Origin of the sequence: Pseudomonas sp. GM24, assembly GCF_000282235.1 — a bacterium.
GTDB lineage: Bacteria > Pseudomonadota > Gammaproteobacteria > Pseudomonadales > Pseudomonadaceae > Aquipseudomonas.
This window is the reverse complement of sequence record NZ_AKJR01000037.1, coordinates 21,420-37,005: the sequence shown is the minus strand read 5'-3', so window position 1 is coordinate 37,005 and position 15,586 is coordinate 21,420. Positions and strand designations below refer to the sequence as shown.

General features: G+C 60.7%; 10 protein-coding genes. 7 read left to right on the top strand and 3 right to left on the bottom strand.

The window, feature by feature from the left end; all coding sequences use genetic code 11:
* Window positions 1-30: 30 nt before the first annotated feature.
* From PMI23_RS06215 to PMI23_RS06205, 3 genes are read right to left on the bottom strand one after another with little or no spacing between them, the layout of a single operon-like run.
* On the bottom strand, window positions 31-1,425 hold the full coding sequence (locus PMI23_RS06215) for an efflux transporter outer membrane subunit (RefSeq protein WP_007913364.1): 1,395 nt from the start codon (window positions 1,423-1,425) through the stop codon (window positions 31-33).
* Between the two features lie 7 nt (window positions 1,426-1,432).
* Window positions 1,433-3,406: a MacB family efflux pump subunit gene (locus tag PMI23_RS06210; RefSeq protein WP_007913366.1), complete on the bottom strand. Its 1,974-nt coding sequence runs from the start codon at window positions 3,404-3,406 to the stop codon at window positions 1,433-1,435.
* Window positions 3,407-4,570 (bottom strand): efflux RND transporter periplasmic adaptor subunit, encoded by a 1,164-nt coding sequence (locus tag PMI23_RS06205; protein WP_007913371.1) that lies wholly within the window; start codon window positions 4,568-4,570, stop codon window positions 3,407-3,409.
* A gap of 321 nt (window positions 4,571-4,891) precedes the next feature.
* Between PMI23_RS06205 and PMI23_RS06200 the strand changes: the two genes are divergently transcribed.
* From PMI23_RS06200 to PMI23_RS06170, 7 genes are all read left to right on the top strand, one after another.
* On the top strand, window positions 4,892-5,374 hold the full coding sequence (locus PMI23_RS06200; protein ID WP_042704912.1) for a sigma-70 family RNA polymerase sigma factor: 483 nt from the start codon (window positions 4,892-4,894) through the stop codon (window positions 5,372-5,374).
* 131 nt (window positions 5,375-5,505) lie between these two features.
* Window positions 5,506-6,840 carry a lysine N(6)-hydroxylase/L-ornithine N(5)-oxygenase family protein gene (locus PMI23_RS06195; protein ID WP_007913375.1) on the top strand — a complete coding sequence of 445 codons (1,335 nt, stop codon included), beginning with the start codon at window positions 5,506-5,508 and terminating at the stop codon, window positions 6,838-6,840.
* Between the two features lie 577 nt (window positions 6,841-7,417).
* Window positions 7,418-10,117: a magnesium-translocating P-type ATPase gene (gene mgtA / locus PMI23_RS06190; RefSeq protein ID WP_007913379.1), complete on the top strand. Its 2,700-nt coding sequence runs from the start codon at window positions 7,418-7,420 to the stop codon at window positions 10,115-10,117.
* A gap of 136 nt (window positions 10,118-10,253) precedes the next feature.
* Window positions 10,254-10,970, top strand: a complete 717-nt coding sequence (locus tag PMI23_RS06185) for an MgtC/SapB family protein (RefSeq protein ID WP_007913384.1) — start codon at window positions 10,254-10,256, stop codon at window positions 10,968-10,970.
* Window positions 10,971-11,143: 173 nt separating this feature from the next.
* Window positions 11,144-11,587: a hypothetical protein gene (locus tag PMI23_RS06180; protein WP_007913385.1), complete on the top strand. Its 444-nt coding sequence runs from the start codon at window positions 11,144-11,146 to the stop codon at window positions 11,585-11,587.
* A 135-nt stretch (window positions 11,588-11,722) separates the two neighbouring features.
* Window positions 11,723-12,349: a response regulator transcription factor gene (locus PMI23_RS06175; RefSeq protein WP_007913386.1), complete on the top strand. Its 627-nt coding sequence runs from the start codon at window positions 11,723-11,725 to the stop codon at window positions 12,347-12,349.
* A 10-nt stretch (window positions 12,350-12,359) separates the two neighbouring features.
* Entirely contained in the window at window positions 12,360-15,578 is a 3,219-nt protein-coding gene (locus PMI23_RS06170) for a transporter substrate-binding domain-containing protein (RefSeq protein ID WP_007913387.1), read from the top strand.
* The last annotated feature ends 8 nt before the right edge of the window (window positions 15,579-15,586 follow it).

The following is a 15,586-nucleotide window of genomic DNA, read 5'->3' as shown; positions in this document are numbered from 1 at the left end:
ACTCGACAGCTCCTACAAGAGATGTTGCTGTCAGATAACCTGCCAGCCACCGCCCAACGCTTTGTACAAGGCAATGCTCGCCTGCAATCGCGACAAGCGCAGTTGCACATTCATATCCTGCGCCGCATACAAAGTGCGCTGGGTTTGCAGCACCGTCAGCAAATCTTCGGCACCGGCCTGATAACGACTTTGCGCAATGTCGAACGCCGTTTGCGCCTGCCTCAGTTCTTCGCTTTGCCACTGGCGTTGTTCATCGAGGCCGCGAATGCTGCTCAGGGCTTTTTCCACGTCGGCAAAGCCATTGATGATCGCCCCTCGATAGGTTTCCAGCAGTTCGTCCTGACGCGCCTTGGCCTTGTCGCGTTCGGCGCTCAGACGGCCGTTGTTGAAGATCGGTGCGGTCAATCCGGAGGACAGGTTGTAGAACGTGGTGCGCATCAGGTCCGCCGCCAGATCGGCGCCGGTGCCGAGGCTGGCGGTGAGGGTGATTTTCGGCAGCATGGCCGCGCGAGCCACGGTGACGTCAGCCTGAGCCGCTGCCAGTTTGGCTTCGGCGCTGGCGATGTCCGGACGCCGGCTCAGCAGATCGCTGGGCACGCCACTGGCAATGTTCGGCCACTGCAACTGTTCGAACGACTGTTGCGGTGACGACAGTGTCTGCACCGGTTGGCCGAGCAGGGCGGCGAGGGTGATCAAGGCTTCGCGGGCCTGTTGCTGCACCAGCGGCAATTTGCGTTGCTGTTCCGCGACCAGGCTTTTTTGCTGGGCCAGTTCCAGCGCGGTAGCACTGCCGGCGTCGAAGCGGGTTTGCACCAGGTGCAGGACGTTCTGCGCATTGGCCAGATTGAGCTCGGCGATCCGCGCCTGTTCGCGCAACGCCAGGGCCTGGGTGTAGCTGCTGGCCACACCGCTTTGCAAGGTCAGTTCCACCGTGGCGCGGTCGAATTCGCTGGCCTGTACGCCGAACACGGCGCTGTCGCGGGCCGCGCGTTTACCGCCCCAGAAGTCGATTTCGTAACTGGCGCTCAACTCGGCATCGTAATAATCCAGCGAGCGATTATCCGGGCTGACGTCGAGTTGGCTGTAGCCTTTGCCGTGCAACAGTTTCTGCCGATTGGCATTGAGACCGGCCTTGATTTCCGGCAGCAGCGGGGCGCCGGCAATTGTTGCACTGGCCTGAGCCTGTCTGACCCGAGCGACAGCGGCACCGAGGTCATGGCTGCCCAGTCGCGCCTGTTCCACCAGACGATCAAGCTCGGGGCTGCCGAACTGCGTCCACCATTGGCGGTTGCTCTGCACGGCACCGGGCTGGTCAGGTGATTGCCAGGCGGCGGGTGGCTGCACGCCGCTGTCGGGGCGCGGCGCAGGGTTGCTGCAGGCCGCCAGCAACAGGCTGGCGGCAAGGAGTGTCAGTGGCGCTTTCATAGGTCGATCATTCACTGGTAAGGGCCGTGACCGGGTCGAGCCGGGCAGCCTTGCGGGCAGGCATGAAGCCGAAGAGGACGCCGGTGACCAGCGCGCAGGCGAAAGCACCGAGCACGGCCAGCCATTGGAATGCGATCGCCACGCCGCTGAACAACAGCACGCCGCCGACCAGCATCGCCAGGCTGATGCCGGCAATGCCACCGACCACCGAGAGCATCACCGCTTCAGTGAGAAACTGGCGCAGGATGTCGCGCTGGCGTGCCCCGGTGGCCATGCGAATACCGATTTCCCGGGTGCGCTCGCGCACGGTCATGAGCATGATGTTCATCACGCCGATGCCGCCGACCAGCAACGAGATCGCAGCGATGGCGCCGAGCATCAGCGACAGCGTGCCTTGCGTGCGTGCTTCAGCCTGGATCATCGCGGCGTTGTTGGTCAGTTCGAAATCCTTCTTGCCGTTGTGCCGCCGTAGCATCGCCTGTTCGATCGCCTGCTCGGCGTCTTTGACCTTGCGTGCGTCCTTGGCGGCGATCACCACGTATTCCGGATTGCGGCTGCCGAACAGACGCGTGCTGGCCGCTGAGTAGGGTACGGCGATGCGATTGTCGCTGTCGGAATCACCTGAGCTTGAGCCCTTTTCCGCGAGGACCCCGAGCACCTGAAACGGCACGTTTTCGATCAGAATGTACTGGCCGATCGGATCGGCGACATCCTTGAGCAGCTTGTCGCGGACCTTGGTGCCGATCACCGCCACGGCGGCGGCGCTGTCTTCATCGGCCTGGGTGAAGTAACTGCCCTGAACCACCGGCCAATTGAAAATGGTTGGAAAATTGGTGTCGTTGCCACCCACGTAACTGCTGTGGTCGGCGTTGCCGAAACGCACGCCGGCGGTCGAGCCGTTGACCGGCATGATCCGCTCCACCTGGGGCAGGGCGGCCAGTTCGGCGACGTCGTCGAGGGTGATGATGCCCGGTGGCGTGCGCGGGTTGGGCGCGGCGCCGCTGAGGTAAATGATGTTGGAGCCGAATGCGCCCATCTGTGCCATGACCTGGCGTTTGCTGCCTTCGCCCACCGCCAGCATCACCACCACCGAGGCCACGCCGATGACGATCCCGAGCAGTGTCAGCGCAGTACGAAAACGATTGATCCACATGACCCGCCACGCCGCTTGCACGGCGTCGACCAGTTCACCTTTCCAGGCGCCGGTCTGTGTGCTGCCGCTGCTCAGGCGCTGGCGCAGATCCACCGCTTGCAGGGCGCCGGGATTGGCGCTGCGCGGTGGGGCTGACGGGTGTTCAGCGGTGTCGCTGATGATCAGCCCGTCACGGATTTCGATGATGCGCTTGGCTCGTTGTGCGACTTCGCGGTCGTGGGTGATGAGAATCACCACATGGCCCTGACCGGCGAGCTCGTCGAGCAGGGTCATGACCTCGGCGCCGCTGTGGCTGTCGAGGGCGCCGGTGGGTTCGTCGGCGAGAATGATGTGGCCGCCGTTCATCAACGCCCGGGCAATCGACACCCGTTGTTGTTGACCGCCGGAAAGCTGATGCGGGCGGTTACCGGTGCGGCTGCCCAGGCCGAGCCGCTCCAGCAAAGCACTGGCCCGGGCGTGGCGTTCGGCGGCCGGGGTGCCGGCGTAGATAGCCGGCATTTCGACGTTTTCCTGGGCGGAACCGGACGGAATCAGGTGATAACCCTGGAACACAAAACCGAACGCTTCGCGGCGCAGCCAGGCCAGCTCATCGGTGTCGAGCTGGGCGACGTCTTCTCCGGCGAAGCGGTATTCGCCGCTGGTAGGGCGGTCGAGGCAGCCGAGGATATTCATCAATGTCGACTTGCCGGAGCCGGACGCCCCGACGATGGCAACGAATTCACCGGCATGAATCGACAGATCGATGCCACGCAATACTTCCACCAGCGGGCTGTCATTGCCGCCATAGGATTTGCGGATCTGCCGCAGGTCAATCAGTGGGGTTTGCATTCAGCCTCCGCTGCCGGTGGCCGGCGCGCTGAGGATGTGATCGCCTTCGACCAGGCCTTCAAGCACTTGTGTGCGCAAGCGGTCGCTGATGCCGGTGCGCACGTCACGCGCCTGGACCTCGCCGTTGGCGGCGACGATCTGCGCGCGTTGCCATTGCGGCCGTGAGCCGGGTTGCAGGGCGGCGGTCGGCACGGTGAGGGTGTCTTGTGCTTGTTGCGCAACGAAGAACACCTGCGCGGTCATGTCGGTCATCAGGCTGTTGTCGGCGTTGTCGACGTCGAGCAAAACCGTGTAGAGCACCACGCGTTCGCTGCCGCTGCGACCGCTGGTGGGGCTGCCGCCCTGATTCTGTTCGAGCGGGCGCGGCGGCACCGGCAAAATCTGCCGTACAGTGCTGCTCCAGCGCCGACTGCCGCCGCTGAGCGTGGTGAAGTAGGCGGTCATGCCGGGTTTGACGTGGCCGATATCCGCTTCGGAAACCTCGGCCCATACGGTCATCGGCGAGAGCCGGGCGATGCGCAGGATCAGCGGGGTTTGCTGTTGCGCATTGAGCGTCTGGCCTTCGCGGGCGCCGACGGCCACGACCGTGCCGCTCATCGGTGCATAAATGCGTGTGTAGCCGAGTTCCGCTTCGTCACTGCGCAGGCTGGCCTGGGCCTGACGGATCTGCGCCTGGAACATGTCGATGCGTGCCTGTGTCGCGCGGACTTCGGCGCGGGCCGTCTGCACGTCTTCCTCACGGGTAGCGCCACCGGCCGCGAGCTTCTGCTGGCGCTGGTATTTCTGTTGCGCGAGGTCGTGCTGGGCGCGTTGCTCCTGCAACTGCGCCTTGAGGTTTTCGATGGAAAACCGCCCGGCATCCAGTTTGGCCTTTTGCGTGGAGGGGTCGATCTCTACCAGCAACTGGCCTTCCTTGACCGTATCGCCAGCCTCGACATGAATCTTCTGAATCTGCCCGGAGGCCTGCGCACCGACATCCACGTAACGGCGTGGCTGCAACGTACCCAGTGCGGTCACGCTGTTTTCGATACTGCTGCGAGTCACCTGGACCGTGGCGAGGGCGTCGCGCCCGGGCGGCAGGACTTGCCACGCGGCAACGGCGATCACGGGAATCAGACAAAGGGCGGCGAACAAGGCGCGTCGGGCGGGGCGGGGACGTTTCATGCAGGGTTCCGGCCAGTGGGTTCGGCCCGTCATTCGGCCAGTACACAGGCGTGCAGGGGCGCTGAACGCTGTCGCATGGCACGACAGATACGGGGAGCTGTCCTGTTAACGATGAATGCACAAGGGAATTTAAGCGCTCACACATCATGTAACAGGTGTCCGGACAGGACTATTTGGTCGGGATGTGGAATCAGCTCTTTAAATCTATATGAGAATTACTATAAATTACGCACCTCAAGTTGCCACTATCTTGCTACTGCGTATTCCGCGGCCGGATCAGTGTGCTCAAGGACAGGAACTGCATCGATGCGGTCGGGAGTCATGTTGGAAAACTACTATCGCGAGCTGGTGTGTTTCCTTAACGCCAAGCTGGGCAACCGTCAGGTGGCCGAAGATGTGGTGCATGACGCTTATGTGCGGGTGCTGGAGCGCTCCAGCGACACGCCGATCGAACAACCGCGGGCCTTCCTTTATCGCACGGCATTGAATCTGGTCATCGACGATCATCGGCGCAACGCCCTGCGCCAGGTCGAATCGCTTGACGTGCTGGACAGCGAAGAACGCTATTTCACCCCGTCACCCCACGGCACCCTCGACCATGGTCAACGTCTGGAGATGCTTCAGCGCGCGCTCGCCGAGTTGCCGCCGCGCTGCCGGGAAAGTTTTCTGCTGCGCAAGATCGAAGGTCTGTCCCATCCGGAAATTGCCGAGCACCTCGGGATTTCCAAGGCGTTGGTAGAAAAACACATCGTCAACGCCATGAAACATTGCCGCTTGCGGATTAAACAATGGGATGCCCATTGATCCTTGCTGGTTAAATTTCCGTTCATCGTCCTCGTTCCTACTCAACAGACGACCTGCTGACCTGATTCAGGCCGGTCAGGCCACCCAGGCTTTATCCCCGCGTTGAGGGGTTCATCCAGAGGACACTGGAAATGACACAGGCAATTGCATCGCCCATCGTTCACGACCTGATCGGCGTCGGTTTCGGCCCTTCGAACCTGGCGCTGGCCATCGCTCTGCAAGAGCGCGGGCCGACCCACGGCGAGCTGGATGTGCTGTTCCTCGACAAGCAGGCCAACTACAGCTGGCACGGCAACACCCTGTCGACGCAGAGCGAGTTGCAGATTTCCTTTCTCAAGGATCTGGTGACCCTGCGCAATCCCACCAGCCCGTACTCGTTCGTCAATTACCTCAAACACCACGGTCGTCTGGTCGACTTCATCAACCTCGGCACGTTCTATCCGTGCCGCATGGAGTACAACGACTACCTGCGCTGGGTCGCCGGGCAGTTCACCGAGCAGAGCCGTTACGGCGAAGAAGTGCTGACCATCGAGCCGGTGCTGCACAACCAACAGGTTGAAGCGCTGCGCGTGATTTCCCGTGGCAGCGACGGCCAGCAGCAGGTACGGACCACCCGTTCGGTGGTGGTCAGCGCCGGTGGCACGCCGCGCATTCCGGAAGCGTTCAAGGCACTGAAAGGCGACACCCGTGTGTTCCACCATTCGCAATACCTGTCGCAAATGGCCAAGCAGCCGTGCGTGAACAATCAGCCGATGAGCATCGCGATCATCGGTGGCGGGCAGAGCGCCGCAGAAGCCTTTATCGACCTGAACGATTCGTTCCCGTCGGTGCAGGTCGACATGATCCTGCGCGGTTCGGCCTTGAAGCCTGCCGATGACAGCCCGTTCGTCAACGAGGTGTTCTCGCCGGAGTTCACCGATCTGGTGTTCCAGCAGAACAGCGCCGAGCGTGAGCGTCTGGTCAACGAGTACCACAACACCAACTATTCGGTGGTCGACATCGACCTGATCGAACGCATCTACGGCATCTTTTATCGGCAGAAAGTCTCGGGGATTGCCCGCCACGCGTTCCGCACCCTGACTACCGTCGAGAAAGCCACCGCCACCGACAACGGTATCGAACTGGCTGTGCGCAACAACGCCACCGGCGAAGTCACCGTGCGCAACTATGATGCGGTGGTATTGGCCACCGGTTACGAGCGGCAGATGCACCGCAAACTGCTGGCACCGCTGGAAGAATACCTCGGCGACTTCGAGGTCGATCGCAACTACAAACTGATCACCGACGAACGCTGCAAGGCCGGCATCTACATGCAGGGCTTCTGCCAGGCCAGCCATGGTCTGAGCGATACGCTGTTGTCGGTGTTGCCGATTCGCGCGGACGAGATTGCCGGCTCGCTGTATGAGCATGGCAAGAACCGTGGGCATCGTTCGATGGCGGATCTGTTGTTGGCGACTGCCAGCTAACGCCGATTTCCAGGCCAGATCGTTCCCACGCTCTGCGTGGGAATGCCTCAACAGACGCTCCGTGTTCGGCCTTCGATAGGGACGCGGAGCGTCCCGGGCTGCATTCCCACGCAGAGCGTGGGAACGATCATCCTGAACCCTTCCTGAACATCCCCCACATTCCCCGACACACCTCCTTTTGCCGGTTTACTCTCACATCATCGGGGCGTAAGCTTCGCGCGTTTTCATCAATAGCGGAGACCCACAGTGGGTACTTGTTCGAGTGACAGTTGTCGGCCGGTCTCGGTAACCGGCAGATTCTCGGCAAGATAACGCGCAGCCTTTCTCTGCCGTTGTCTCGCCGTAACAGCGAGCAGCGGCATCCCGTGCATGACCCGTCCTGGGCCATGTCTGGACGTTCCTTCTCATCGACGCTGAACAGAGCGTGATTGCGACTTTATCGTCGTGATCGCAGCCCTATCGACACGCCTGTCGTTTCTGACCGGCGCGCCAGGCCTTGCCGTGCCGGTTGTTCCGGCGGACGAGGCGCGGCCGTACCTGCTTGACGGTTTCCCGGCTGACCATAGGGGCAACAGCCATGAAACTTACGCTCAAGGAATTCTTCGCAGGTTTTCTGCGGACCCGCCACATCGCCCGGCACTTCCGTCGCCTGGCGCTGCTGGAATCGATCAACGACACCACGGTCAGCCGTGAAGTCCCGCCCACGCTAGCCAACACGTTGGTCGATGCCGCGCAGTGCGACAGCGGTGTATTGCTGTCGTCATTGGGCTCGCACTCCGATGGCCTCACTGATTTCGAAGTCGATGCGCTGCGTGCGCAATACGGTCTCAACGAAGTCGAACATGAGCAGCCTCTGCCGTGGTGGACGCACCTGTGGCACTGCTACAAAAACCCGTTCAACCTGCTGCTGACGTTGTTGGCGGTGATCTCGTGGCTGACCGAAGACCTCAAAGCCGCCGTGGTGATTTTTTCCATGGTGGTGCTGTCGACGCTGCTGCGCTTCTGGCAGGAAAGCAAATCCAACCAGGCCGCCGACGCGCTGAAAGCCATGGTCAGCAACACCGCCACGGTGATGCGCCGTGATGCGCCGCGCAGCGAATTGCCGATCAAGCAACTGGTGCCGGGCGATCTGATCGTGCTCTCGGCCGGTGACATGATTCCCGCCGATTGCCGGGTGCTCAGCGCCAAGGATCTGTTCGTCAGCCAAGCGGCGATGACCGGTGAATCGATGCCGGTGGAAAAATTTCCGCGTCAGGCTGATCGCGACACGCGCAATCCGCTGGAGCTGGACAACATCCTGTTCATGGGCACCAACGTAGTGTCCGGCACCGCTGTGGCGGTCATTCTGACCACCGGCAACAGCACCTATTTCGGTGCTTTGGCCCAGCGTGTCGGCGCCACTGATCGCGCGGTCACTTCGTTCCAGCAAGGCGTCAACAAAGTCAGCTGGCTGTTGATCCGTTTCATGTTCGTCATGGCGCCGCTGGTGCTGTTTATTAATGGTTTCACCAAGGGCGACTGGACTGAAGCGCTGCTGTTCGCGCTGTCGATTGCCGTTGGCCTGACCCCGGAAATGCTGCCGATGATCGTCACCTCGACGTTGGCCAAAGGCGCGGTGTTTCTGTCGCGTAAAAAAGTTATCGTCAAACGTCTTGATGCGATTCAAAACTTCGGCGCCATGGACGTGCTGTGCACCGACAAGACCGGCACCCTGACCCAGGACAAGATCTTCCTCGCGCGCAATGTCGATGTCTGGGGCGCAGATTCCGATGACGTGCTGGAAATGGCTTACCTCAACAGCTATTACCAGACCGGTCTGAAAAACCTGCTCGACGTCGCGGTGCTGGAACACGTGGAAGTCCACCGTGAACTGAAAGTCGGCACGGCGTTTCGCAAGGTCGATGAGATCCCGTTCGACTTCAATCGCCGACGCATGTCGGTGGTGGTCGAAGGGCGCGGCCAGCCGCATCAGCTGATCTGCAAAGGCGCGGTGGAAGAAGTGCTGGCGGTGTGCAGCCGCGTGCGTCATGGCGAGGTCGATGAAGCCTTGAGCGATGAATTGCTGACCAGGATTCGTCAGGTCACCGCAGCATTCAACGCTGAAGGCTTGCGCGTGGTGGCCGTGGCCGCTCGCTCGATGCCCGAAGGTCGCGAAATTTACAGCCTGGCCGATGAGCAAGAACTGACGCTGATTGGTTACGTGGCGTTCCTCGATCCACCGAAAGAAAGCACTGCGCCCGCGCTGAAAGCCTTGGCCGAACATGGCGTGGCAGTGAAAGTGCTGACCGGCGACAACGAACTGGTGACCGCGAAGATCTGCCGTGAAGTCGGCCTCGCGCAACAAGGCCTGCTGCTGGGCAACGACGTCGAGCGCATGAGCGATGCTGAACTGGTCGTGGCCGTGGAAACCACCAATGTCTTCGCCAAGCTAACGCCGTCGCACAAGGAGCGCATCGTGCGCATCCTCAAAGGCAATGGCCATGTGGTCGGCTTCATGGGCGACGGCATCAACGACGCGCCCGCGCTGCGTACCGCCGACATCGGCATTTCCGTGGACAGTGCGGTGGACATCGCCAAGGAAGCGGCTGACATCATCCTCCTGGAAAAGAGCCTGATGGTGCTGGAGGAGGGCGTGCTCGAAGGGCGGCGCACCTTCGCCAACATGCTCAAGTACATCAAGATGACCGCCAGTTCCAACTTCGGCAACGTGTTCTCGGTGCTGGTGGCCAGCGCGTTCATTCCGTTCCTGCCGATGCTGCCGATGCACCTGCTGGTGCAAAACCTGCTCTACGACATTTCGCAGATTGCGATTCCATTCGATAACGTCGATGAGGAAATGCTGAAAAAACCACAACGCTGGCAGCCGGGTGACGTCGGGCGCTTCATGCTGTTCTTCGGCCCGATCAGTTCGATCTTTGACATCACCACATTCGCTTTGATGTGGTACGTATTCGATGCCAACACCCCGGATCACCAGACCCTGTTCCAGTCCGGCTGGTTCGTGGTCGGGTTGCTGACCCAGACGCTGATCGTACACATGATCCGCACGCCGAAGATTCCGTTCCTGCAAAGCCGCGCCGCCATGCCGCTGCTGGTGATGACCGGGATCATCATGGCGGTCGGCATCTTCCTGCCGATGGGGCCGCTGGCGCACTACTTCAAATTGCAGGCGCTGCCATCGCTGTACTTCGTGTTCCTGCCGGTGATTCTGTTGGCGTACATGGCGCTGACCCAGGCGGTGAAAGGCTTCTACATCCGCCGGTTCGGCTGGCAATAACAGCAACACCGCTGCCCCTCTGTAGGAGCTGCCGCAGGCTGCGATCTTTTGATCTTGTCTTTTAAAAACAAAATCAAAAGATCGCAGCCTGCGGCAGCTCCTACAGAGGGATTTGTGTGTATTCAGGGAAATTACTATGCAAGCCATCAACAACCTCAACCTCGATTCGCTGCTCGACACCCTGGTCAGCCTCAGCGCTGCGTTCATTCTCGGTGGTCTGATCGGCTTCGAGCGCCAGTACCGGCAACGCACCGCCGGCCTGCGCACCAACGTGCTGGTCGCGGTCGGCGCGGCGATTTTCGTCGACATGGCCAACCGGCTCGCCGGTGCTGAAGGCGCGGTGCGCGTGGTCGCCTACGTGGTCTCCGGCATCGGTTTTCTCGGCGCCGGGGTGATCATGCGCGAAGAGGGCAATGTGCGCGGCCTCAACACCGCTGCAACGTTGTGGACTTCAGCAGCGGTCGGCGCCTGTGCCGGTGCCGACCTGCTTGCCGAAGCGGTGCTCGGCACGCTGTTCATTCTGGCCGCCAACACCTTGCTGCGGCCAATCGTCAACAACATCAACCGCCAGCCCTTGGACGTGGTTTCGGCTGAAGTCACCAACATCGTCTACGTCATCGCCCGGCGCTCCCAGCAAACCGCCGTGTTCGCGTTGCTCGAAGCCGAGCTTGAACGCAGCAACTACCCGGCCAGCGACGTCGATGTGCATGCGTTCGGCGCCGATGAAATCGAAATCGAAGCGACGCTGGCGACGACGTCGGTCGATGGTGATGAACTGGATGCGCTGGTCGCAAGAATCTCGACGTCGGCATTGGTGGTGCAGGCGTTCTGGAGTCCGAGTACCACCGAATAAAGCGCTCTTCATCTTCAAGGGGTTTCAGTCGGTCACTAAAACGTCGAGTGAGGGGGCTGGCTCGTTGAGCCTGCGATGAATAGCCGTATTTTTCGGAATATTCCTACAGAACCCGCCGTAGGGCTTGCGTAGTCTTGCCACACCCAGAAAACGCAAATCCCGGGAGATTGACCATGATCACGAAAACCCTGCGCATCCTGATCGCCGACACGCAGCATTTCCACCGGATGAAAATCGAACGTCTGTTCAACAGCCTCGATTACTACCGCGTGGCTCCGGCACAGAGCCTCACCGAACTGCTGACGCTGGTGGACTACGGTTGCGAGCCGTTCGATGTGGTGGTCATCAATGCCGAGCTGGCCGCAGGTTCGCTGGATCTGCTGGGGTTTTTCCTGGATAACCCGCAAGTTTGTCAGGCGCTGATCTACAACGAATCCACCGCACCATTACAACAGGCCTCGGGTTTCGCCCAGGAAAATGTGCAAATCAGCCATTTGGCACTGCCCTCAAAACAGTCGATCAGTCAGTTGATGGCGCTGGTCGATACACCCGCGAGGCGGCATCTTTTGTCAGCCTGCCAGCCATATTCACCGCTAAAATTCGCTGCTCATGCATAAAAAAACACTGGCCGCAACTGTCAGGTCTGACAGGTGATTTGCTCGCCGTTCCATGTAACAGTCCCGGCGCAGCCACTGAGTCTGGATCAGCCCCCATCGGTGGCCTGTTCGTCAGACTTTGCACCGGGAGTGGCCATGAAGTCAGCGCTGATCGTCGACGATCATCCAGTGGTGCGCGCCGCCATCCGGATCGTGTTGCAAGCTGCAGGATTCAAAGAGATCTACGAGGCGTCCCAAGGCAACGAGGTGGTGTCGCTGATTCGGGAACACCAGCCTCGATTGGTGATACTCGATCTGAACTTGCCGGTACTCGGTGGGCTGGAGGTTCTTGCCCGGATCAAGGCCAATGATTTTGCTTGCCGCGTGCTGGTGTTCAGCACACACGAACCCATGTTCTATCAGGATCGCTGCGTGCGTGCCGGGGCCATGGCCTACGTGACCAAAACCAATCAACTGGAGCAATTGCGCAACGCCATTCGGGCGGTGATGTCGGGGCATACCTATTTTTCTACGCTCCCGGACATTTTCAGCACGCTGAATGCCGTGCAAACCACGGAGAAACAGATGATCGATCAGCTCTCCGATCGTGAGTTGAGCATTTTCCAGCAACTGGGGCAGGGCAAGTCCAACAAGGCGATTGCTGAGGACATGCACCTGAGCCACAAAACCGTCAGCACCTATAAAACCCGTCTGATGAAAAAGCTCGGGGTCCGCTCAGCGGTGCACTTGCGCGATTTCGCCAAGCGCAATCATGTGATCTGAGCGAGCGGACATGAAGCAGGGATGGCAGATTTTCTGGCTGTGGCTGAGTCTGATAGCCACCTGCTGGGCGAGTGACACGCCACAAGTGCTGCAAGTACTGACCCGCAGCGGGCCGGAAAACAACCAGTTGCGCCTGGACGAACAGGACCGGCAATGGCTGCGTCAGCACCCGATACTGCGCATGGGCGTTTCTGGTCCGGATTACCCACCGTTCGAGATCACCCGCAATCAGCATGAACTCGAAGGGTTGACCGCCGATTACGCTGATCTGCTGGCGCAGTTGCTCGGTGTGCGCATCGAAGTGCAGCGTTTTGCCAACCGCGATGCCGTGATGGCGGCACTCAAACGCGGTGATCTTGATCTGCTGGGGACTTCCAACAGTTTTGAAGCCGCCGACCCGGACTTCATTCTGTCCCGTGCTTACGCCGAAGATCAGCCGATGCTGGTGACTCGGCTCGAAGAGCGGTTGCCGAGCGATCTGGCCGGCAAGCGTCTGGCCATGGTCGAGGACTATCTGCCACTGGCCAGCGTACAAGCGTTCTATCCCCAGGCCAGCGTGCAGCGCTACCCTTCGGCGATGGATGCGCTCGGGGCGGTGGCATTCGGCGCGGATGACGTGTATCTGGGCGACTTCATCAGTGCCAACTACCTGATCAACACCAATTATCGTAACGACCTGCAGTTGGCCGGCCCGGCGGGACTGGACGCCAATTCGTTCGGCTTTGCCCTGTTGCGCAGCGACGCGCGCCTCAAACGCATCGTCGATAAAGCGTTGACGGCCATCCCCATGGAGCGCCGGCAACGTATCGAGCAACGCTGGAGCGCAGGCCTTGCCGAAATGGCTGAACAGTCGCGGGTGCAACTCAGTGCCAGCGAGCAGGAGTGGCTGGACCAGCATCCGGTGGTGCGCGTCGGTGCCATCGAAGATTTCGCACCGCTGACTTTTTTTGATGCCGATGGCCGTTTCAGCGGGCTGTCGGCGCAACTGCTGAGCTTGATCAGCCAGCGTAGCGGGCTGAACTTCGAAGTTGTGCGCGGAACGTCGCTGGATCGCCAGATCGAACAGCTCAAGGCCGGTGAACTCGATGTATTGCCGGTGGTGACACCGAGCAGCGAGCGCGAAACCGAACTGCAATTTACCCGCGCCTATCTGAACAATCCGTTTGTGCTGGTCAGTGCAATCACCGTGCAGGGACCGCTCAACCTTGATGATCTGAACGATAAACGGCTGGCGATTTATCGCGGCCATCCGTTACGCGGATATTTATTGGAACGGGTGCCGCGCATCCGTCTGATCGAAGTCAAAAGCCCCGCCGAAGGCATGGCGTTGATCGCCAAAGGCCAGGTCGACGCCACGGTCAGCTCGTTGCTGGTAGCGCGCTTTCTGATCGCCCGTCACTACCGCGAGCGTCTGCGCATCAGCGGCACGGTCGGTGATCAACCGGCGCGCATTGCGCTGGCGACGGCGCCGCACATGCCGGCACTGCATTCGATCCTGAACAAGGCTTTACTGAGCATCGCCCCGCAACAGATGGACGAATTGGTTGAGCGCTGGAGCCACGATGTGGTTGTGGATGACAGTTACTGGTTACGGCATCGTCGCGAAATTCTGCTGGGCTTTGCCGGTGCCGCGGTGTTGCTGGCGCTGGCGCTGGCCTGGATCGTTTTTCAGCGCCAGCAGATTCGTCGGCGCCAGCAATGGTTGCAGCAATTGCAGGAAGCCAAGGAGGCGGCGGACGACGCCAATCGAGCGAAAACCACGTTTCTGGCGACCATGAGCCATGAAATCCGTACACCGATGAACGCCTTGATCGGCATGCTTGAACTGGCCTTGAAGCGCGCCGAGGAAGGCCAGACCGATCGTTTGGCCATTCAGGTGGCCTCCAATGCCGGGCAACAATTGCTGGCGCTGATCGGCGACATTCTCGACATCGCACGGATCGAGACCGGGCATTTGTCCCTCGCGCCGGAACGCGCCAACCTGCGCGAACTGGTGGTGTCGGTGTGTCGGGTGTTTGAAGGGCTGGCGCGCCAGAAGCGTTTGTTGTGGCACATCGAACTTGATGCTCGCAGCGATGTTGACGTGCTGATCGACCCGACGCGCTTCAAACAGGTGCTGTCGAATCTGTTGAGCAACGCGATCAAGTTCACCGAGGAGGGCGAGGTCAGTCTGCGGCTGGTGGTGACCGCAATGGTCGCCGAACACCTGGCGGTGAAGGTACTGATTGAAGACAGTGGGGTGGGGATCAGCGACGACGATCGGCGACGGCTGTTCAGCCCGTTCGTGCAGGCGGGCGCTGATTCGCAAGCGGCCCGCAGCGGCTCCGGACTGGGTCTGGTGATCAGTCGCAGCCTCTGCGAAATGATGGGCGGCACGCTGCGACTCGACAGTGCACAGGGCGAAGGAACGCAGGTCGAAGTCAGCCTCGAGCTGCCGCTGTTGGAAGCCCTCGCTCAGGCCCCGGCGCCGTCCTACACACTGATCGCCGCTACGTGTTCATTGAGTGTTCTGGTGGTGGACGATCATCCGGTGAACCGCTTGCTGCTGTGCTGGCAGTTGAGTGAACTCGGCCATCGTACGGTCGACACCGTGAACGGCGATGAAGGGCTGGAGCGCTGGCGTGCACAGGCGTTCGATGTGGTGATCACCGATTGCAACATGCCGCGGCGCAACGGTTATCAACTGGCGCAGGCCATTCGTGATGAAGAAGCAACGGCTGGTCGCGAACCCTGTCTGATCCTCGGCTTTACCGCCAACGCTCAGGTTGAGGAGCGCACGCGCTGCCTGAATGCCGGCATGGACGAATGTCTGTTCAAGCCGATCCGCTTGCACGACCTGGCGCAGGCATTGACGGCGGCCAGTCATTGCGACATCGCGGCTGCCCCCGGCGAAACGCCGGTGTTGGCGGAAATCGACCTGAGCACCCTGGAGCAAATGGCCGGGGATGATCATGCCCTGATCGAACAGTTGCGCAAGGAAGTGTTGAACAGTTTGCAGCTCGATCTGCAACGCCTTGATGATTTGCAGCCTGAGCAGGATCGCGCAGGGCTGCGTGAGCTCACTCATCACATCAAGGGCGGGGCGCAGATGGTGGGCGCAGCGCGGGTAGTGGCGGCGTGTGTTGATCTGGAGCTGGCGAGTCAACAGGCGCAAGCGGCAACGCTGGGTATCGCGGTCGAGACGTTGCGCGAGGCCATGGCCAGCCTCGCGCAACGTCTACACATCTGACGCGTGTC

What these genes read in the sequence shown, in the direction of transcription:
- PMI23_RS06215 (WP_007913364.1), bottom strand. Translation starts at nt 1,425, where the DNA reads ATGAAAGCGCCACTGACACTCCTTGCCGCCAGCCTGTTGCTGGCGGCC.
- PMI23_RS06210 (WP_007913366.1), bottom strand. Translation starts at nt 3,406, where the DNA reads ATGCAAACCCCACTGATTGACCTGCGGCAGATCCGCAAATCCTATGGC.
- PMI23_RS06205 (WP_007913371.1), bottom strand. Translation starts at nt 4,570, where the DNA reads ATGAAACGTCCCCGCCCCGCCCGACGCGCCTTGTTCGCCGCCCTTTGT.
- PMI23_RS06200 (WP_042704912.1), top strand. Translation starts at nt 4,892, where the DNA reads ATGTTGGAAAACTACTATCGCGAGCTGGTGTGTTTCCTTAACGCCAAG.
- PMI23_RS06195 (WP_007913375.1), top strand. Translation starts at nt 5,506, where the DNA reads ATGACACAGGCAATTGCATCGCCCATCGTTCACGACCTGATCGGCGTC.
- mgtA (WP_007913379.1), top strand. Translation starts at nt 7,418, where the DNA reads ATGAAACTTACGCTCAAGGAATTCTTCGCAGGTTTTCTGCGGACCCGC.
- PMI23_RS06185 (WP_007913384.1), top strand. Translation starts at nt 10,254, where the DNA reads ATGCAAGCCATCAACAACCTCAACCTCGATTCGCTGCTCGACACCCTG.
- PMI23_RS06180 (WP_007913385.1), top strand. Translation starts at nt 11,144, where the DNA reads ATGATCACGAAAACCCTGCGCATCCTGATCGCCGACACGCAGCATTTC.
- PMI23_RS06175 (WP_007913386.1), top strand. Translation starts at nt 11,723, where the DNA reads ATGAAGTCAGCGCTGATCGTCGACGATCATCCAGTGGTGCGCGCCGCC.
- PMI23_RS06170 (WP_007913387.1), top strand. Translation starts at nt 12,360, where the DNA reads ATGAAGCAGGGATGGCAGATTTTCTGGCTGTGGCTGAGTCTGATAGCC.